The organism is Erythrobacter sp. AP23 (genome assembly GCF_001542855.1).
In the GTDB taxonomy this organism is placed as follows: Bacteria; Pseudomonadota; Alphaproteobacteria; order Sphingomonadales; family Sphingomonadaceae; genus Qipengyuania.
This window is the reverse complement of record NZ_LNBY01000001.1, coordinates 298,386-317,858: the sequence shown is the minus strand read 5'-3', so window position 1 is coordinate 317,858 and position 19,473 is coordinate 298,386. Positions and strand designations below refer to the sequence as shown.

General features: G+C 62.5%; 21 protein-coding genes. 16 read left to right on the top strand and 5 right to left on the bottom strand.

Annotation, left to right across the window (positions count from 1 at the left end; translation table 11 throughout):
• The first annotated feature begins 15 nt into the window (after positions 1-15).
• The 6 genes from ASS64_RS01520 (at position 16) to ASS64_RS01495 (ending at position 2,858) form a co-directional block, all read left to right on the top strand.
• Entirely contained in the window at positions 16-666 is a 651-nt protein-coding gene (locus tag ASS64_RS01520; protein ID WP_067688737.1) for a hypothetical protein, read from the top strand.
• A 22-nt stretch (positions 667-688) separates the two neighbouring features.
• Complete coding sequence (locus ASS64_RS01515) at positions 689-1,123, top strand: phage holin family protein (RefSeq protein ID WP_067688734.1); 435 nt, start codon at positions 689-691, stop codon at positions 1,121-1,123.
• Positions 1,120-1,443, top strand: a complete 324-nt coding sequence (locus ASS64_RS01510) for a hypothetical protein (protein ID WP_067688730.1) — start codon at positions 1,120-1,122, stop codon at positions 1,441-1,443. Before ASS64_RS01515 ends, ASS64_RS01510 begins: the two co-directional genes overlap by 4 nt.
• A 48-nt stretch (positions 1,444-1,491) precedes the next feature.
• A complete protein-coding gene (locus ASS64_RS01505; RefSeq protein ID WP_067688727.1) occupies positions 1,492-2,022 on the top strand; it encodes a hypothetical protein in 531 nt (176 codons plus the stop codon).
• 108 nt (positions 2,023-2,130) lie between these two features.
• Positions 2,131-2,361 (top strand): DUF4170 domain-containing protein, encoded by a 231-nt coding sequence (locus ASS64_RS01500; RefSeq protein WP_067688724.1) that lies wholly within the window; start codon positions 2,131-2,133, stop codon positions 2,359-2,361.
• Positions 2,362-2,369: 8 nt separating this feature from the next.
• Positions 2,370-2,858: a GNAT family N-acetyltransferase gene (locus ASS64_RS01495; protein WP_067688721.1), complete on the top strand. Its 489-nt coding sequence runs from the start codon at positions 2,370-2,372 to the stop codon at positions 2,856-2,858.
• On the opposite strand, the gene greA is transcribed toward ASS64_RS01495, so the two are convergent.
• The 5 genes from greA to carA all read right to left on the bottom strand — a co-directional run bounded on the left by greA (position 2,851) and on the right by carA (position 9,267).
• Complete coding sequence (gene greA, locus ASS64_RS01490) at positions 2,851-3,318, bottom strand: transcription elongation factor GreA (protein WP_067688718.1); 468 nt, start codon at positions 3,316-3,318, stop codon at positions 2,851-2,853. The genes ASS64_RS01495 and greA overlap by 8 nt on opposite strands.
• A gap of 115 nt (positions 3,319-3,433) precedes the next feature.
• Complete coding sequence (carB, locus tag ASS64_RS01485; protein WP_067688715.1) at positions 3,434-6,757, bottom strand: carbamoyl-phosphate synthase large subunit; 3,324 nt, start codon at positions 6,755-6,757, stop codon at positions 3,434-3,436.
• The gene (locus tag ASS64_RS01480; protein ID WP_067688712.1) at positions 6,757-7,365 is read right to left on the bottom strand and encodes a hypothetical protein; all 609 of its coding nucleotides are present in this window, start codon (positions 7,363-7,365) and stop codon (positions 6,757-6,759) included. Before ASS64_RS01480 ends, carB begins: the two co-directional genes overlap by 1 nt.
• Positions 7,366-7,471: 106 nt before the next feature.
• On the bottom strand, positions 7,472-8,089 hold the full coding sequence (locus ASS64_RS01475) for a hypothetical protein (protein WP_067688709.1): 618 nt from the start codon (positions 8,087-8,089) through the stop codon (positions 7,472-7,474).
• On the bottom strand, positions 8,089-9,267 hold the full coding sequence (carA, locus tag ASS64_RS01470; RefSeq protein WP_067688705.1) for a glutamine-hydrolyzing carbamoyl-phosphate synthase small subunit: 1,179 nt from the start codon (positions 9,265-9,267) through the stop codon (positions 8,089-8,091). Before carA ends, ASS64_RS01475 begins: the two co-directional genes overlap by 1 nt.
• A 150-nt stretch (positions 9,268-9,417) precedes the next feature.
• Here carA and ASS64_RS01465 point away from each other — a divergent pair, with 150 nt between their 5' ends.
• The 10 genes from ASS64_RS01465 to glyA all read left to right on the top strand — a co-directional run bounded on the left by ASS64_RS01465 (position 9,418) and on the right by glyA (position 19,464).
• Positions 9,418-9,870: a GatB/YqeY domain-containing protein gene (locus tag ASS64_RS01465; RefSeq protein ID WP_067688701.1), complete on the top strand. Its 453-nt coding sequence runs from the start codon at positions 9,418-9,420 to the stop codon at positions 9,868-9,870.
• On the top strand, positions 9,867-10,598 hold the full coding sequence (locus ASS64_RS01460) for a hypothetical protein (protein WP_067688699.1): 732 nt from the start codon (positions 9,867-9,869) through the stop codon (positions 10,596-10,598). The genes ASS64_RS01465 and ASS64_RS01460 overlap by 4 nt, the downstream gene beginning before the upstream one ends.
• A 22-nt stretch (positions 10,599-10,620) precedes the next feature.
• Positions 10,621-11,316, top strand: coding sequence for a hypothetical protein (locus ASS64_RS01455; protein WP_067688696.1), 696 nt, complete (start codon positions 10,621-10,623; stop codon positions 11,314-11,316).
• Positions 11,317-11,423: 107 nt separating this feature from the next.
• On the top strand, positions 11,424-11,744 hold the full coding sequence (locus ASS64_RS01450; protein WP_067688693.1) for a GIY-YIG nuclease family protein: 321 nt from the start codon (positions 11,424-11,426) through the stop codon (positions 11,742-11,744).
• 3 nt (positions 11,745-11,747) lie between these two features.
• Positions 11,748-13,625, top strand: coding sequence for a DNA primase (gene dnaG, locus ASS64_RS01445; RefSeq protein ID WP_067688691.1), 1,878 nt, complete (start codon positions 11,748-11,750; stop codon positions 13,623-13,625).
• Positions 13,626-13,677: 52 nt separating this feature from the next.
• Positions 13,678-15,690, top strand: coding sequence for an RNA polymerase sigma factor RpoD (gene rpoD / locus ASS64_RS01440; protein WP_067688689.1), 2,013 nt, complete (start codon positions 13,678-13,680; stop codon positions 15,688-15,690).
• Between the two features lie 142 nt (positions 15,691-15,832).
• Complete coding sequence (locus tag ASS64_RS01435) at positions 15,833-17,290, top strand: sensor histidine kinase (RefSeq protein ID WP_234002281.1); 1,458 nt, start codon at positions 15,833-15,835, stop codon at positions 17,288-17,290.
• Positions 17,287-17,637 (top strand): response regulator, encoded by a 351-nt coding sequence (locus ASS64_RS01430; RefSeq protein ID WP_067688686.1) that lies wholly within the window; start codon positions 17,287-17,289, stop codon positions 17,635-17,637. The genes ASS64_RS01435 and ASS64_RS01430 overlap by 4 nt, the downstream gene beginning before the upstream one ends.
• A gap of 74 nt (positions 17,638-17,711) precedes the next feature.
• Entirely contained in the window at positions 17,712-18,149 is a 438-nt protein-coding gene (rpiB, locus tag ASS64_RS01425; RefSeq protein ID WP_067688683.1) for a ribose 5-phosphate isomerase B, read from the top strand.
• 37 nt (positions 18,150-18,186) lie between these two features.
• Positions 18,187-19,464 carry a serine hydroxymethyltransferase gene (glyA, locus tag ASS64_RS01420; RefSeq protein ID WP_067690282.1) on the top strand — a complete coding sequence of 426 codons (1,278 nt, stop codon included), beginning with the start codon at positions 18,187-18,189 and terminating at the stop codon, positions 19,462-19,464.
• Positions 19,465-19,473 lie beyond the last annotated feature (9 nt).

Here is a 19,473-nt window from a genome sequence, read left to right as displayed (position 1 = left end):
GCAAGGACGAGTACCATGGCAGAAACCACCGCAGGCGGCGCCTCGGGCAAGCGCAAGAGCGCAGCCGCCAAGAAACCCGCAGCCAAGAAATCGACAGCCGCCAAGACGCCGCGCAAGACCGTGGCGAAAAAAGGCGAAGCGAAGGAGACCGCCCCCGTGACCAATACCGCAAAAACTCCGCAAACCCCGGATCATCGTACCGAAGCCAAGTCGCGCTTCAATGCGGCCCTGGAAGAAGCCAAGGCCGGTGCCGCCGCGCTGAAGGCCGAAGGGAAGGACCGCGCGGTCGCCTATCGCGACCAGGCCAAGGGCAAGAGCGACGACTGGGTTGCCGATGCCAAGGCCTATGGCGACGAAGCCAAGGTCAAGGGCCGCGAACTGGCGACCGAAGGCAAGGTCAAGGCCGGTGAAGGCCTTCGTTCGCTGAGCAAGCTGGTGAACGAAAACGCTCATCAGGTCGATGAAAAGCTCGGCGCGAAATATGGCGATTATGCCCGCAGTGCCTCCAAGTCGCTCGATGGCTATGCCACCAGGCTGGACGAAAAAAGCGTCGACGACCTCGTCGAAGACGGTCGCCAACTCGTGCGCAAGAGCCCTGGCAAGGCGCTCGGCATCGCGGCGGTTGTCGGCTTCATGCTTTCACGTCTATTCCGCGGCTCACGCTGAGCGACTGTCGACGGGGGTATGAATGCGGGAAGACGAAAACGAGCGGGCCGACGACCATTCCGGTCCGCTCGATCTGCCTGACGAACATGAGCCCCCCGAGACGGAGGAGGATGACGACCAGCAATTTTCGCTGACCGATGACGTCCTCGCGCTGCTCGAAGACGGCAAGACCTATGCCGAGGCGGAGTTGCGTTACCAGAAGAGCAGAGCGGGCTTCATCGCCAATCGCGTGAAAGGCGCCGTAGCTTTCGGGCTCGGCGCCTTTGGCGTCTTACACCTCGCCCTGATTGCAGCGACCGTCGGTCTGGTTATCGCGCTGGCGCCCTTGATCGGTCCATGGGGCGCAACTGCCATCGTCACCCTCGCCCTCATTGTCGCCGGAGCGATCCTGTTGCGCCTGCTGAAAGGGCGTATCGACGATATCCGCGACGCCTTCGAGGAGGATGAGACGGAATGAGCTATCGGCGCACCCGCATGCTGGAAGACAAATATCTGCGCGATTCCGCGCGCGCCTTGGTCGAAGCCGATATCGAACATCTCAAATCCGATTTCGCGCACAAGGGATTGGCCGAACGTGCGCTCGACCGAATGAAGGAGGGTGCCACCGATCTCTATGAAGAGGCGGTTGACGTCGCCGAGGACAACAAAGGCGCGCTGGCGGCGCTCATTGCGGCAATCGTAGTCTGGTTCGCCCGCAACCCGATCATGGAATTGTTCGGACTGAATGCGGAAGCTGACGACGATTGCGATGAACTCGAAGGTGAGTCGGAACGTTAAGTCGACGAAAACCGTTGGTCTTGCGAACACGAATCCCGGAGGAAACCGATGGTCGATACAGCCGAAAACAATGTCACCCCGATCAGTGCCGACAGCAAGTTGAGCGATGAGGAAAAGCGCGAGCAACTGCGCGCGCGGATCGAAGCGGGCGAACAGCGCAACGAAGAACGCAGCCTTGCCGATCAGGCCAAGGATGCTGCCGACAGCGCCCTCGAATTCACCAAGGCGCATCCGTTCGCTGTCGTGGGCGGCGTATTGCTCGCCGGGCTTGCAATCGGCGCGATGACGCGCCGTGGGCGGCGCCTCGGGCGCCGTGGCGGCGTGTTGGCCGGCCTCGCGACCGACGCCGCAATGGCCTATGGTGCACGCATGATCGACGGCGTCCTGGACGGTGCGCAATATGCTGGAGACCGGATCGAAGATATCGGCGACAGCGCCTCGACCACCGCGCGCGGTCTGCGCCGCGACGCCGCCTACAAACTCGATGTCGCGGGTGATGCGCTACGCAGCTCGGGCCGTAAGGCCACTCGCAAAGGCAGCCGTGCCTATCGCGCTCTGCGAACCCGTATCACGCATTGAGCGAACGCATCCGACCGAATGCCATAGCGGCGCGACAGGCTTGCCTGTTGCGCCGCTTTCGCTATGTGGCGCAGCCAATCCTCCCTCCCCCAAGAGAAAGATATCCCGATGGAAGAAACCGAGAGCAAGCAGACGCTCTATCTGGTGATGGGTGGCCGGGTTGCCGACCCGCGCAGCGTTACCTTCGCCGATCCCGAAAGCATTCACGTGGCCGGCGTATTCAGCAGCTACGATGCAGCTGTCGACGCCTGGCGCTCGAATGCCCAGCGCACGGTCGACGATGCCGAGATGAAATACGTTATCGTCCACCTGCATAAGCTGCTCGACCCCGGCGCCTGAATAGCCCCATGGCCTATTCGATCAGGCCATATCGGGACGACGACGCCGAGGCGCTGGCCGAGGTAAATGCCGCCGCGATCGCGGAGATCGGCCCGCACGCCTATTCGACCGAGCAAGTCGCGGCATGGATGGCGCGCCATCCCGGTGCGGAACGGTACCGGGAACGTGTTGCCGCGGGCGATGTAATCTTCGTGGCCGCCGATCGGGACGATCGACCGGTAGCCTATGCGCTGATCGAGGCGAACGGCCATCTCGATCATCTCTACAACCATCCGGATCATACGCGCCTGGGTCTGGCCACGCAGTTGCTGGCAAGGGCCGAAATCTACGCGCGGGCGCATGGAATCGAGAGGCTCTACACGGAGGCGAGCGACCTCGCCCGCCCCGCATTCGAGCGGGCAGGTTATGTCGTGACCGATAAACGCGAATTCACCATCGCCCATGATGGCCGGGATGTCCCGATCCACAATTGGGCGATGGAAAAGGCGCTTAGATGAATTCGATCTTGTCGATGAGGTAGAACTTGTCGCCCGAGGGTACGGTCACCTCGACCTCTTCCTCGAGCTGCTTGCCGATCAGTGCACGACCGATGGGCGAGCTGTAGCTTATGCGGCCCTTGGCGGCATCCGCTTCGGTCTGGCCCACGATCTGGTACTTCACCGGCTTGTCGTCTTCGTCGAGCAGCGTGACGGTCGCACCGAAGATCACCTTATCACCGCTGAGCGTGGTCGGATCGATGATCTGCGCACGGCTGATCTTGTCCTCGAGCTCGCCGATCATCGCCTCCACCTGCCCCTGGCGTTCCTTGGCGGCGTGGTATTCGGCATTCTCCGACAGGTCGCCATGCGCCCGCGCTTCCTCGATCGCATCGACGATCTTCGGGCGCTCGGCACGCAGGGCTTTCAAGTCTGCCGTGAGCTTTTCGTAGCCCTCGGCCAGCATCGGCACTTTTTCCATCGGACCCCTTTTGTCCTTCCTGTTCCGGCCAACCTCCGGGACAATTCGAACCTGGTCCGCCGGAATGCGGAACCCAATCGGTTCGGATGTCGGGGGGTGAGCTGAGTGTTCGTCGTCAGCTATAATAGTCTTGCAACGAACGCACTTCAAGCTGGTCCGGCGAAACCTCTGCTATTGCTTGCGCGACGGCAAGCGATGCGGCGGCCGTCGTGTAGTAGGGAAGCTTCTTTTCCAACGCGGCCTCGCGGATCGATTTGCTGTCGAGCAGCGACTGCCAGCCCTCGGTGGTGTTGAAGATCAGCTGCACTTCGCCGTCGATGATGGCATCGACGATGTGTGGGCGCCCTTCGGCTACCTTGTTGACCGGTTCGACGTCGAGGCCCTGTTCGGCAAGGTAGGTCTGCGTGCCGCCGGTGGCGATGACCCGGAAGCCCTTGTCGAGCAGCGTCTTCACCGCGGGCACGATCAGCGGCTTGTCGCTATCCTTGACCGAGACGAACAGCGTGCCCGATTGCGGCGGCGTCATGCCCGCGCCCAGCTGCGATTTGAGGAAGGCTGCGGCAAAGCCGCGGTCGATGCCCATGACTTCGCCGGTCGACTTCATCTCGGGCGACAGCACCGGATCGGCGCCCGGGAAACGCGCGAAGGGGAACACTGCCTCCTTCACCGCCATGTGGTCGGGATAGAGGTCGAACGGCTCGAATGTGTGCAGCCCCTCGCCCGCCATAACGCGTGCGGCGACCTTGGCGATGGGCTGCCCGATGGCCTTGGCGACGAAGGGCACCGTGCGACTGGCGCGCGGGTTCACCTCGATGAGGTAGACCTCGCCGTCCTTCACCGCGAACTGCACGTTCATCAGGCCGCGCACCTTCAGCGCCTTGGCGAGCTCGGTCGCCTGGCGGGACATTTCCTCGATGATCTCGGCAGGCAGGCTGTAGGGCGGCAGCGTGCAGGCGCTGTCGCCCGAGTGCACCCCGGCCTCCTCGATGTGCTGCATGACGCCCGCGATGCGGACCTCGAAGCCGTCGGCGACGACATCGACATCGCACTCGATCGCATCGCGCAGATACTGGTCGACCAGCACCGGGCTGTCGCCCGAGACGTTCACCGCCGTGTTGATATAATCGTCGAGCTGCGCCTCGCTGTCGACGATTTCCATCGCCCGTCCGCCGAGCACGTAGCTCGGGCGCAGGAGTACCGGATAGCCAATCCGTGCAGCCACGGCGGCGGCCTCGTCGCGGCTCTTGGCGATACCGTTCATCGGCTGCATCAGCCTGAGCTTGTTGACCAGCTTGGCGAAACGTTCACGATCTTCGGCAAGGTCGATCGCGTCGGGGCTGGTGCCGAGGATCGGGATACCTTCGCGCTCGAGCGCGGCCGCCAGTTTGAGCGGTGTCTGCCCGCCGAACTGGACGATGGTGCCGACAACCTCGCCCTTCGACATTTCGACGCGCATGATTTCGAGCACGTCTTCTTCGGTCAGCGGCTCGAAATAGAGACGGTCGGAAGTGTCGTAATCGGTCGAGACGGTTTCCGGGTTGCAGTTGACCATGATCGTCTCGAACCCGGCTTCGGCGAGCGCGAAACAGGCATGGACGCAGCAGTAGTCGAACTCGATGCCCTGCCCGATGCGGTTGGGTCCGCCGCCGAGGATGACGATCTTCTTGCGGTCCGACGGCATCGCCTCGTCCTCGGGCTCGCCGAAGCTGGGCGCCTCGTAGGTCGAATACATGTAGGGCGTGATCGCCTCGAACTCGGCGGCGCAGCTGTCGATGCGCTTGTAGACCGGATAGACCCCGAGCTTGCGGCGCAGATCGCGCACTTCCTGTTCGCTGGTCGCGCCCGCCATGGCACGCAATGCGTCGTGTAGCAGGCCCGAGCGCTTAGCCTGGGTTTCGCCCAGACCGCCTGCGACGCCGACCGAGCGCACGGCCAGCGTGGCAAGGCGCTTGTCGGAGAAGCCCATGGCCTTGAGGCGGCGCATTTCGGCTGCATCATTGGGCAGGCCGTTGTGGCCGATCATCTTCTCTTCGTAGATGATTGCCTCGATCTGGCGCAGGAACCATGGATCGAACCCGGTGATGCGCGCCACCTCCTCCACCGTGAAATCCTCGCGGAAGGCCTGCGCGATCTTGAGGATGCGGTCTGGCGTGCGCTGCGATAGCGAAGCGGTGATGACCTCGCGGCTGACGCCCTCGAACTCGGCGATGCGGTTGAAGCCGTCGAGCCCGGTTTCGAGACCGCGCAGCGCCTTCTGCATGCTTTCCTGGAACGAGCGACCGATCGCCATGACTTCGCCGACCGACTTCATCGCGGTCGACAGTTCGTTCTTCGAACCCTTGAACTTCTCGAAAGCGAAGCGCGGGATCTTGGTGACGACATAGTCGATCGTCGGCTCGAAACTCGCGGGCGTCGCGCCGGTAATCTCGTTCTGGATCTCGTCGAGCGTGTAGCCAACCGCCAGCTTCGCCGCGACGCGGGCGATGGGGAAGCCGGTGGCCTTCGATGCCAGTGCCGAGGAGCGCGAGACGCGCGGGTTCATCTCGATCACGATCAGGCGGCCATCCTTGGGATTGACTGCGAACTGTACGTTCGAACCACCTGTTTCCACGCCGATTTCGCGCAGCACGTTGATGCTGGCGGTGCGCATGATCTGATATTCCTTGTCGGTCAGCGTCAGCGCCGGCGCGACGGTGATGGAATCGCCTGTATGCACACCCATCGGATCGACATTCTCGATCGAACAGATGATGATGCAATTGTCCGCGCGGTCGCGCACCACCTCCATCTCGTATTCTTTCCAACCGAGGAGCGATTCCTCGATCAGGACTTCGGTGGTGGGCGATGCATCGAGACCTTCACGCACGATGCGATCGAACTCGGCCTTGTTGTAGGCGATGCCGCCGCCCGTGCCGCCCAGCGTGAAGCTGGGGCGGATGATCGCAGGCAGGCCGGTGCGTTCGAGCACCGCAAAGGCCTCGTCGACCGTGTTCGCCACCCCGCTGCGCGCGCTTTCGAGGCCGATTTTGTCCATCGCTTCGCGAAAGCGCTGGCGATTCTCGGCTTTGTCGATGGCATCGGCATTGGCGCCGATCATCTGCACGCCGAATTTCTCAAGCACGCCCTGGTTTGCAAGGTCGAGCGCACAATTGAGCGCCGTCTGCCCGCCCATCGTCGGCAGCACCGCGTCGGGTCGCTCCTTCTCGATGATCTTGGCTACGATCTCGGGCGTGATCGGCTCGACATAAGTCGCGTCGGCCATTTCCGGATCGGTCATGATCGTGGCCGGGTTGGAATTGACCAGGATGACCCGGTAGCCCTCCTCCTTCAGCGCCTTGATCGCCTGCGTGCCCGAATAGTCGAACTCGCAGGCCTGGCCGATTATGATCGGACCGGCGCCGATGACGAGGATCGAGGAGATGTCGGTTCTTTTGGGCATCAGAGAGGAACTTCCGAAAGCGTTTCGAGACTGGGCGTATCCTGCGCCAGCGGCGAGGCGGGTGGCGGGAGGACGACGGTGAAATCGGTATGCAGCCGCGCGAGCCGGCGATAATCCGCCTTGCTCACGCCGCTGCGACGCGGAAAAACGCAATCGCGACGGATCGAGACGATATCGTCGCCCGTCCGCACTGCGATGTAGGTCAGCACATGATAGCGCAGCGGGCCGGTACCACGCATGGTGACGTCGAGCTGGCGCACCTGCTCGCCATCCTGTTCATGCCGCTCGATCTCGGTCAGTCCGCGTGAGGAGAGGCGGTCTTCCTGTGCCGCGTGAACCCCGTCGAGCGCAAATAGCGCTGCCGAGAAAGGCGACCATCCCGCGGTTGCGCGGCAATCCATGCGGCCGGCCACGGGCCCGGCGGCGGTTTCGTACTGCATCGGACGCCAGAAGGTTGCGATCACGGTGCCATCGACACCTTCGAGCCGCTCGATCCCGCCGTCGCCGGTGAAGGTGACGCCGGGCGTGAGCTGCACTTCATGTGGGTCGGGCTCTTGCGCGACGGCAGCCGTCGCCAGCCCCACCGCAAAAAGGGCCGCGACACGCATCAGACGCGGGCCTGCGTGCCCGAATAGTCGAACTCGCCGGCCTGGCCGATGGTGATCGGACCGGCACCGATGACGAGGATCGAGGAGATGTCAGTACGTTTCGGCATTAGGAATCCAGACCAATGAGAAGAGCGATTAGTCGGGTTGCTAGCTCGCCTATCGATTTATCAGCAAAAGTTTTTGCGAGGTAACGAAGTGTTGGGAGAACGAGTGCCCGCAATCGAGAAACCCGGACACGGCTCGCAGTCATCAGCGTATTGGCTGCTTCAATCTCACCCCGGATTAGATCGTCGTTTTCGGCTGTCTCTTCGGCGAATGAATTGCTTTTATCAATTTCACGCCCGAGCATTTTGAGGTTCTCAGCAACCGCCGAGAACTTCTCCGGCTCATGCAGCCGAGACAGGATCAAATCCGCATCTGGGGCAGGTTCGTAATCATCAATGTCCACCCCGCGCTCTTCGATCAAGCTCTCAGCCTTTGCGATCCCATGTTCAGTCAAAGCAAATAGATCTGATTTGAGAACGTCCGAACCGCCCTGCTCGACCAACTTTTCGGCTATCAACGCATCGAGTGACCTCTGCACAAACGCACCGGACGCCGAAGGCGGTAGCGCCTCCGTTATAGCTGGGATACTGAACCAAAAACCTTCATGATCAGAGGTCAGCATGTAATCATAGAGGATAAGTAGAATATCGTCCTTCAGTTTAGCGATGCGGATAGCCATCACCCCAACATCCCCACGAATCTCTCGAACAGGTAGAAGCTGTCCTGCGGGCCGGGGCTTGCTTCGGGGTGGTACTGGACGCCAAACGCCTTCTTGCCCTTGATCGCAATGCCGCAATTGGTGCCGTCGAAGAGCGAGACGTGGGTCTGTTCGACCGTTTCGGGCAGCGTCTCGCCGTCGACCGCGAAGCCGTGGTTCATGCTGGTAATCTCGACGAGCCCGGTGCTCTCGCCCCACCCTTCCCCGACGCGCTGGACGGGGTGGTTGGCGCCGCGGTGGCCCTGGAACATCTTGGCGGTCTTCGCACCCGCCGCGAGGCCGAGCATCTGGTGGCCGAGGCAGATGCCGAACAGCGGCACATCCGCCTCGAGCAGCGCCTTGATCACCGGCACGGCGTATTCACCCGTCGCCGCCGGATCGCCCGGACCGTTCGATAGGAACACGCCGTCGGGGCTCAAGGCCATGATTTCGTCGAAGGAGGTGCGCGCGGGCACGACCGTGACCTTCGCTCCCACCTTCACGAGATTGCGGAAGATATTGTCCTTCGCGCCGTAATCGATCGCGACGACATGCGGCTTCTCCGCCCCGCCCTCGGTATAACCGAAACCGAGTTGCCAGTGGCCGCCGGTCCAGTCTTCCTGTCCCTCGCGCGTCACGCCGGGGACGAGGTCGAGCCCTTCGAGCCCGCTCCATTCGGCGGCCTGCTTCTTCAGTGCCTTGAGATCGAATTCACCCCGCGGACTGTGCGCGATCACCGCATTGGGCGCGCCCGACAGCCGGATGCGGCGAGTCAGCGCACGGGTGTCGACCCCCGACAGGCCGATCTTGCCATGATCCTTCATCCATTCGACGAATTCGTTCTGCGCGCGGAAGTTCGAATGCGGGGTCACTTCCTGCCGCGTCACGCAGCCGACCGCACCCAGCCCCCGACTCTCATGGTCTTCCTCGTTCGCGCCGACATTGCCGATATGCGGGAAGGTGAAGGTGACGATCTGGCTGTCGTAGGAAGGATCGGTCATCACTTCCTGGTAACCTGTCATCGCGGTGTTGAAGCAGACCTCGCCCACCGCCGAGCCGCTGGCGCCGAAGCCCTTGCCCCAGATGACGGTGCCATCTCCCAGCACCAGGACTCCCGTGGCATCTTTAGGTTGCGCGTGCGAAGATGCGGACAGGGCCATGGGCGCTCCGGGTAAGAGGGTTTCCAGCGATGTTGCTAAGCCTCAGCCGCTAGAGCCGTGGACCGGTTCCGTCAAGCGGAACACTTGGCTTTGCGCCAGCTTCTTCTAAATGTGGCGCCAACCATCCACAGCTTAGCGCAAAGAGGCAGCATGCTCCGCGAAAAAATCCAGTCCGAGACCGTCACCGCCATGAAGGCCAAGGACAAGGACCGCACTGCCGCGCTCCGGCTGATCGGCGCGAAGATCAAGGATCGCGATATCGAACTGCGCACCGCCGACAAGAAACCCGAGGACGACGAGATGGTCACCGACGTGCTGCTCAAAATGGCCAAGCAGCGCCGCGAATCGATCGAAATGTACGAAAGCGGCGGCCGCACCGAACTTGCCGAGAAGGAAAAATCCGAACTGGCGGTGATCGAGGAATTCCTGCCCAAGCAGATGAGCGAGGAGGAAACCCGCGCCGCGATCGCCGCTATCAAGGAAGAGCTTGGCGCCGAAGGGATGAAGGACATGGGCCGGGTGATGGGGGAACTGAAAGCCCGCCATGGCGCTACCCTCGACATGAGCAAGGCCAGCGGCCTCGTAAAGGAAGCACTGTCATGACCAAGACGCCCGTCGCCCTCTCCTTCGCACTCGTGCTTGCCGCCTGCGGCTCCGGCGCGGACGATCCGCCGACCGACCTTGAAACGGCAGCGAGCGATGGCGAAGCGGAGGCGTTGGCGCGCAATATCGAAGCGGTCGACTTCCTCGATCTCGAGTTGGGTGCGAAGATCGTCGGCCCCCAGGGCACCGAAGTCGAAACCGCGCTATCCAATCCGGAAGGCAATTTCGCCGATATGCGCAGCTATGTCGCCTGCCCGGCGGGCATGGCCGAATGCGACCCGGCAACCGCGCCCGAGGGCACGGTCTATACCTATGTCCATGTGGTCTATCCCGGCGAGGACAACGAGCCCGACAGCGGCAGCGGGGAAGGCGCCGATTCTTCGGATGTCGAGCGCGCGACCGCCTTCCGCATGACGCGTCCCGCCACCGGATTCACCGGCGCGGTCGGCTATTCGAAGGACGAAGCGATGGCCGCGATCGGGGCCAAGGCCGATGTCGTCGTCACCTGCGACGACGGTGCGCTGGTGTGGACCGTCAGCGCCGGCGATGGCGGCGACCAGTGGGAACAGGCCGAACCGCTCACCTTCTGGTGGCAGTCCACCGTGCCCCCCGCCGGTCCCGCACCGGCCTATGCGATCAATGCCAATTACACCCGCGCGACCGGCGCCGGGCCTTATCCCGGCGATGCTCCGGGCGCGGCCAACGCCTGCAACGCCCCTGCCCTGTGAGGCGAGGAAGGATGTCCTGACGATGCGCCTGTCGACGATTGCGATCTCCGCCGGGGTCTTGATGCTCGCCGCCTGCGGGTCTGCCGAACCCGAACCCGCGCCCACTCCCTCGCCAACCATCGCCGCCCCCCGAACCCTTGTCGGTGCCGATCTCGACCTTTCGACGCTGGGCGCGAAGATCGTCGGGCCGCAGGGGCCGGAAGTCGAAACCGTGCTGAGTGCCGGCAATCGCCAGATCGGGACGCTCGTCAGCTATGTCGCCTGCCCCGCGGGAGTGGCGGCGTGCAATCCCAGCGAGATGCCCGCAGAAACCGCCTATACCTACGTCCACCGGATCACGCTTGCCGACGCGGACGAGACCGCCGAGGCCGCGCCTACCGATGGTCCCGAGGTGGTCGAAACTGCGCCCACCCTCTTCCGCACGATCCGCAAGGCAAGCGGGTTCAACCAATCGATCGGTTATTCGACCGCCGAAGCCGAGGCCGCGTTGGGCGATCCCGATGCAATTTCGATCAGCAGCGACAATGGCAGCCTGATTTGGCGCGTGGTTCGTGGATCCGGATGGAAGCCGGGCAGCACGATGACTTTCTGGTGGCAGTCCACCCTGCCCCCGCAGGGGCCGGCAGAAGCCTATCTCCTCGAGATCGAAGGCAACCAAGTCGCCGCCACCGGCCCCTTCCCGCCTGAGGATAAGCCTGTGGAGGGTTCGCGTAACTAATTGCTAGGGGCCCTCGACTTCGCTCGAGGCGAACGGCACACTGGTTGAATCCCAAAACATCCGTTCGTGTCGAGCGCAGTCGAGACACACTGGCCTGGATATCCGCGATGCCCTTTTGGTGCTACATTTTGAAATGCGCTGACGGGAAGTATTATACCGGCCATACCGACGATCTCGAGCGCCGCATCGCGGAACATCACCATGGCGGATACTGCAAATTCACGACTCACCGTCGACCGGTGACATTGATTTGGGCCGACGAATTCCCAACGCGTGACGAAGCTCTCGAAAGCGAATTGCGCGTGAAGAAATGGTCGCGTGCCAAGAAGGAAGCGCTCGCGGCAGGAGATTGGGATCGACTATCCTATTTCGCCAAACCGCCGCGCGAGCGTGTCTCGACTGCGCTCGACACGAACGGAGATGGGTGAGCCGTGCTAAGCCCCCAATGGCTCGACGAATTGCGCATGCGGACCACCTTGTCCGCAGTGATCGGTCGTACCCTGCGGCTGACCAAGGCCGGGCGCGAGTTCAAGGCGTGTTGCCCGTTCCATAATGAGAAGACGCCCAGCTTCTACGTCAATGACGAGAAAGGCTTCTACCACTGCTTCGGCTGCGAGGCGCATGGTGACGCGATCCGCTGGCTGACCGACCAGCGCGGCATGCCCTTCATGGACGCGGTGAAAGAGCTGGCGGCGGAAGCCGGAATGGAAGTCCCCGCGCCCGATCCACGTGCCGCGCAACGGGCGGAGAAGCGTGCCAGCCTGCACGATGTCACCGCCGCCGCGCAGGAGTGGTTCGAAGGCAATTTGCGCGGGGCCGAGGGTGCGCAGGCGCGCCAGTATCTCGGGCGCCGCGGCTTTTCAGATGCCACCATTCGCGAATTCGGCCTCGGTTATGCGCCCGAGGACCGGCAGGCGTTGAAGCGGGCGCTGAGTAGATTCGAAGAGCCCATGCTGATCGAAGCGGGCATGCGGATCAGGATCGATGACCCCGGATCGGGGTCCAGGGCAGGCAACGAACCCTACGACCGGTTTCGCGGGCGGCTGATGCTGCCGATCCACGATACGCGCGGGCGCGTGATCGCCTTCGGCGGCCGCATCCTCGACAGCGAGGCCAATCCCAAGGCGCCCAAATACCTCAACAGTCCCGACACACCGCTGTTCGACAAGGGGCGCACGCTCTACAATCTCCACCGCGCCGCGCCCGCCGCGCGGCAGAGCGGGCGCATCATCGTGGTCGAAGGCTATATGGACGCGATCGCGCTGGCGAACGCCGGTATCGGCGAAGCGGTAGCTCCGCTTGGCACGGCGCTGACGGAAAACCAGATTGAATTGTTGTGGCGCCAGGTCGAGCGACCGATCCTGTGCTTCGATGGCGATAATGCCGGCCAGCGCGCCGCAATGCGGGCAATCTCGCGCGCGCTGCCGATGCTGCGCCCGGGCCATTCGCTGTCGATCGTCCGTCTGCCTGCCGGTCTCGACCCGGACGACCTGCTGCGCGAGCAAGGCGTCGGTGCGCTGGAGGATTTGCTCGCGCGACCTGCCAGCCTGCTCGACACGCTGTGGGAGTTCGAGAAGTCCTACGCCCCGCTCGATTCTCCGGAAGAAAAGGCGGGTCTCAAAGCGCGCCTGCTCGACCACGTAGACAGCATCCAGCATCCCGATATCCGCGCGCTCTACAAGCGCGAACTGCTCGAACGGTTTTCCGCTTTCGCTTTCCCGCCCAGAGCGCCGCGCGAATTCCGGCCTCGGGGTGAATGGAAGAAAGGCGGGATCAGGCAGCCGGCGCCCACGCTTTCGCCCGATGCGCGGGATAGTTTGACTCGCGCGATGAAGGGCGGTGCACGCGACGCATTCACCCGCGCCGTCATTGCGGGACTGGTCAAGTTTCCCGACCAGATCCTGCGCCACGAGGACGCGCTTTCCGATCTCGCGCGGCGTGACCAAAATGTCGGCCCCGCGCTCGATTCGTTGCTTGAAGCCGCCGAGACGCTTGATTTGTCCGCGCAATCGACCATATCGCTCGAACGAGGCCTTCCTGCCCCACCGGAAAAAGCTCATTTCGCCTTCCTCGATGAAGGCACAGACCCAGGTGACGCGCGCGAGGATCTGGCCGAGGCCGTGTCGCTGCTGGTCGAAAGGCCGGCGCTGGAATCCGCCCTGGCGGAAGCAACAGCGCGTTTCGAACGCGATCCGGAAGGTTCCATCGCCGAACAGGCCCGATTGCGCGAGCGGTTGCTGGCACTAAACGAGCGGTTGAAGCGTTTCGGTCGCAGGAAAGCTGCGGCAGACGGCGAATCGGATGCATGATCTTGGCGGGAACGCGGCCCGCCGGAAGTATTAGACTGGATTTGAAATCTCTATGGCCACCAAGTCGAAGACCAAGGACGACGGCGACGCTCCCCTGATCGATCTCAACGAAGCGTCGGTCAAGAAGCTCATTACCAAGGCGAAAAAGAAGGGTTACGTCACTTACGACGAGCTCAACGACGCCTTGCCGCAGGGCGAAATGAGTTCGGACCAGATCGAGGACATCCAGTCAGCGCTATCCGACATGGGCGTCCAGATCGTCGAAAGCGACGAGGAGGCCGAGGCCGCTGCCGAAGAGGCCGCCGAGGTCGAGGAAATCGCCTCCGACGCCAAGAAGGATACCAAGGCCGCGGCCAAACCCGCCGCCAAGAAGGCCACCGGCGGCGAACGCACCGACGACCCGGTGCGCATGTATCTGCGCGAAATGGGCGCGGTCGAACTGCTCAGCCGCGAGGGCGAAATCGCCATCGCCAAGCGGATCGAGGCCGGCCGCGACATGATGATCATGGGCCTGTGCCAGAGCCCGATCACCTTCCACGCCATCATTCAGTGGTCCGAGGCGTTGAACGCCGAGGAAATGCAGCTGCGCGAGATCCTCGATCTCGACGCCATGCTCTCGAAAGAACCCCCGCCCGAAAAGCTGGAAGAGGGCGAGGACGAAGACGACGACGGCGAGATTTCCGAAGAGACCGCCGGTCCCACGATCCGCGACGATGACGACGACGGCGATTCGGACGAAGACGGTGAGGACGGCGAAGAAGGGTCGTCCAAGAGCGACGATGACGAGGAAGAGGACAACACCATGTCCCTCGCCCAGATGGAGGCTGCGCTCAAGCCCGACGCCATCGAACGCTTCGCCCGCATCACCGACCTGTTCGGCAAGTTCGAGAAGCTCCAGAAGGAGCGGGTCGATGTCATGGCGAAGGGTGAAGCATTCTCGCCGGCCAAGGAAAAGAAATACGAGGCGCTTTCCGAACAGCTCACGGCCGAAGTCGAAAGCGTCCAGTTCCACGCTACCAAGATCGAGTTCCTGGTCGACAACCTCTATGCCTTCAACCGCCGCCTGACCGCGCTGGGTGGCCAGATGCTGCGCCTGGCAGAGCGGCACAAGGTCAAGCGGATCGACTTCCTCGATGCCTATATCGGCAACGAACTCGACGACAGCTGGCTGAAGGAACGCGCCAAGAAGGACAAGAAGTGGGCCGCCTTCGCCGAGAAGGAAGCCGATGCGGTCGAGCGCATTCGTGCCGAGATTTCGGACATCGCGGCGCAGACCGGCATGGCGCTGGAGGAATTCCGGCGGATCGTGAACAAGGTCCAGAAGGGCGAGCGCGAGGCGCGCATCGCCAAGAAGGAAATGGTCGAGGCGAACCTGCGCCTCGTGATCTCCATCGCCAAGAAATACACCAACCGCGGCCTGCAGTTCCTCGACCTGATCCAGGAAGGCAACATTGGCCTGATGAAGGCGGTCGACAAGTTCGAATACCGCCGTGGCTACAAGTTCAGCACCTACGCGACATGGTGGATCCGCCAGGCGATCACCCGCTCGATCGCCGACCAGGCGCGCACGATCCGCATCCCCGTCCACATGATCGAGACGATCAACAAGCTGGTGCGCTGTTCGCGCCAGTTCCTGCACGACCAGGGCCGCGAGCCGACGCCCGAAGAGATGGCGGAAAAGCTCTCCATGCCGCTCGAGAAGGTGCGCAAGGTGATGAAGATCGCCAAGGAACCGATCAGCCTCGAAACGCCGATAGGCGACGAGGAGGACTCACACCTCGGCGATTTCATCGAGGACAAGAACGCAATCATCCCGGTCGATGCGGCGATCCAGGCGAACCTCAAGGAAACGGTCACCCGCGTCCTCGCCTCGCTCACCCCTCGCGAAGAACGCGTGCTGCGCATGCGTTTCGGCATCGGTATGAACACCGACCACACGCTCGAGGAAGTCGGCCAGCAGTTCTCGGTGACCCGCGAACGTATCCGCCAGATCGAAGCAAAGGCGCTGCGCAAGCTCAAGCATCCGAGCCGGTCGAGAAAAATGCGCAGCTTCCTAGACCAATAGGGGACAAGCCCGACCCACGGCGCCACATCTTTGGCCGCGAGCCGAAGGCCTTCTGCCTTTCTCGGTGATCGCTGTGATTGTCGGGAACAACCCGCTCAGTAAGCGATTGCGTGATGTAGATGGACGGCGGCCCGCAAGGCGAGTGGAGCCAGCCTCGGGGGACACGCGCATTCTCGACACCGTTTCAGCAATCGACTTCGAGGAGCTCCTTGCGAGTTCGCCCAATCCCTATGTCCTGTTCGACCGCGATTACGCGATAGTCTGGATGAACGAGGCCTACCTCACGGTCACCATGCGCGATCGTGAGGAGATTATCGGTCGTAACTTGTTCGAAGCTTTTCCGAGTGAGGGCGAAAGCTTTCGCAAACTGAACGGATCGCTGCGCCGCGTAATCGAGACCGGGAAGTCCGACGAGATTGCGCATATACGCTATGACATCGCCAACCCCTACGGCACCTACGACACGCACTACTGGAGCGCGACCCACACACCGTTGTGCAATCCCGACGGAAGCGTGGCATGTATCCTCCAGCATACCGTCAACATCACCGAGCTCGAGGAATTGCGCCGCCTACGCGATACCGCAGGTGTCGTCGAACGCGCTCGAAGCGTGGAGAAGCGGTATCAGAGCGCCGCGGACGAATTGGTTCGCGTGAAGAACCTCATCGAGCAAGCACCCGGTTTCGTTGCGGTCCTTACCGGCCCGGAACACCGATTTCTCCTGGCCAACGCCGCTTATCGCTCCCTGCTCGGCAATCGCGAACTGGTGGGACGCACCGTATCGGAAGCAATCCCGGAAATCGTGGAACAGGGGTTTGTCGATACACTCGACAAGGTCATGAATACCGGCCGCCCTTACTTCGGGAACCGCGAACTTGTCGCGCTGACCCAGCCCGATACGGGAGCAAGACAGGAATTCCATCTGGAGTTCATCTTCCAACCCATTTCCGAACCCTCGGGCGACGTGACCGGCGTCTTCGTCCAGGGTTACGACGTCACGGAGGAAGTAGAGGCGCAGGACCGCCAGAAACTGCTGATCAACGAGCTGAACCATCGGGTAAAAAACACGCTGGCGATCGTACAAAGCCTGGCCCAGCAATCCTTTGGTAAGCTTGGGGAGAGGGCAGGCCTCGACATCTTCCTTGCACGATTGGCAGCTTTGGCCAGCGCGCATAATCTTCTGACCGACTGCAACTGGAAAATGGCCGATCTGGAAACGATCGTCCAGCAGTCACTGGCCGCTACGGCCGGCAGCGACACGACGCGTTATTCCGTAGAGGGGCCAATCGTAACCCTCCACCCGCAAGAGGCGGTCGCACTGGCCATGATAATCCACGAGCTGGCAACCAATGCCCTGAAATACGGCGCGTTATCCAACGATAAGGGACGCGTAGCCATCGACTGGGAATTGCACGAAGCGGACGGTTCGCCACGCCTCATCCTGGATTGGCGCGAAAGTGGCGGCCCACCTGTCGAGCAACCCGATCAACCGGGTTTCGGGTCGCGCCTGATTTCACGCGGCTTCGGCAATCGCGATGATCGGGTTTCTCTCGAATACAACCGCGACGGGCTACATTGCCACTTGGAGGCATCGCCATGAATTTCGATGGGCGCCATGTACTGATTGTCGAAGACGAGCCGATCATTGCGTTCGGACTCGAGGACATGCTGGTTGCCGAAGGTGCGAGTGTATCGGTCGCGACAGCGCTGGACGAGGCCGAGGATTTGCTGGCCGATATCAAGCCTGATTGGGCTATTCTCGATGTCAACTTGCGGGGCACGAAGAGCTACGGTTTCGCATCCGACCTTGAGGGAAGAGGCATCGGCTACATTTTCGCCACCGGTTATGGCGATGCGGAGCATCCTCCCGATTTCCAGCGGGTTCCCACCATCACTAAGCCCTATTCTATCCAGCATATCCGCGATGCGATCACGCGCCTGACCTGAACTCCACCGGAGTGACCCGTGGATGACCACTCAAGACGGTGGATTGCCGGTCCGTAAATCCCTATGTGGCACCCATGCGTATCGCCATTGCCTCCGACCATGCCGCCATCGACCTCAAGGCCGAGCTGCGCGACTGGTTGATCGAGCAGGGCCACGAGGTCGCGGACCTTGGCCCCGAGACCACCGAGAGCGTCGATTATCCCGACTTCGGCTACAAGCTGGCGAGCGTCGTTGCAGATGGCACAGCCGAGCGCGGTGTCGCGCTGTGCGGCTCGGGTATCGGTATTTCGATGAGCGTCAACCGCAACCCCGCCGTGCGCTGCGCGCTGGTCTCGGAACCACTCTCCGCCAGCCTCGCGCGCGAACACAACAACGCCAACTGTATCGCCATGGGTGCGCGCCTGACGGGCAGCGACATGGCCAAGGCGTGCCTTACCGCCTTCCTCGATTCCGAATTCGCCGGCGGTCGCCACCAGCGCCGCGTCGACAAGCTTTCCAATCCGGAGATCTGATTTGGCCACCCAGCCCGCAAACACCGACCGCGACCCGATGGACCGTTTCTGGCACGACACGCTCGCCGAGGCCGACCCCGAGATCCACTCAGCGATTCGCAAGGAACTTGCCCGCCAGCAGGACAAGATCGAACTGATCGCGTCGGAGAATATCGCTTCCACCGCAGTGCTCGAAGCAACCGGTTCGGTGTTCACCAACAAATATGCCGAGGGCTATCCGGGCAAGCGCTATTACGGCGGCTGCGATTATGCCGATGTGGTCGAAACGCTGGCCATCGAACGCGCGAAGCAGCTGTTCGGATGCAGTTTCGCCAACGTCCAGCCCAATTCGGGCAGCCAGATGAACCAAGCGGTGTTCCTTGCGCTGCTGCAGCCGGGCGACACCTTCATGGGTCTCGACCTCAATTCGGGCGGTCACCTTACCCACGGCTCGCCGGTCAACATGAGCGGCAAGTGGTTCAATCCGGTCAGCTACGGCGTGCGCAAGGACGACGAGTTGATCGACATGGACGAAGTCATGGCGATCGCGAAGGCCAACAAGCCCAAGCTGATCATCGCCGGCGGCACGGCCTATTCGCGCGTCTGGGACTGGGCGGCGTTCCGCAAGGTGGCGGACGAGGTTGGCGCCTATCTGATGGTCGATATGAGCCACATTTCGGGGCTCGTCGCGGGCGGCGCACATCCCTCGCCCTTCCCGCATGCGCATGTCGTAACATCGACCACGCACAAGAGCCTGCGCGGGCCGCGCTCGGGCGTAATTCTGTGGGACGACGAAGAGCTGACCAAGCCGATCAACATGGCGGTGTTCCCCGGAATGCAGGGCGGCCCGCTGATGCATGTTGTCGCCGCCAAGGCGGTCGCCTTCCGCGAGGCGCTGCGCCCCGATTTCAGGGATTATGCAAATAGTGTGGTCGAAAACGCCCGCGCGTTGGCCGAGGGCATCGAGGCAAACGGCCTGCGCGTTGTCTCGGGCGGCACCGACAATCACTCGATGCTGGTCGACCTGACGCCCAAGGACGTCACCGGCAAGGCCGCCGAAGCCGGGCTCGATCGCGCGTGGCTGACCTGCAACAAGAACGGCATCCCCTACGACACCCGCAGCCCGTTCGTGACTAGCGGCATCCGGCTCGGCACCCCGGCCGGCACCACGCGCGGTTTCGGACCTGACGAGTTCCGCCAGATTGGCGCGCTGATCTGCGAAGTGGTAGACGGTCTGTCGCGCAATGGCCCCGAAGGTGATGGCCAGGTCGAAGAGCAGGTGCGCGGAAAGGTCGCCGAATTGTGCGCCGCTTTCCCCGTCTATCCCGGCCGCTAAGGAGACAGA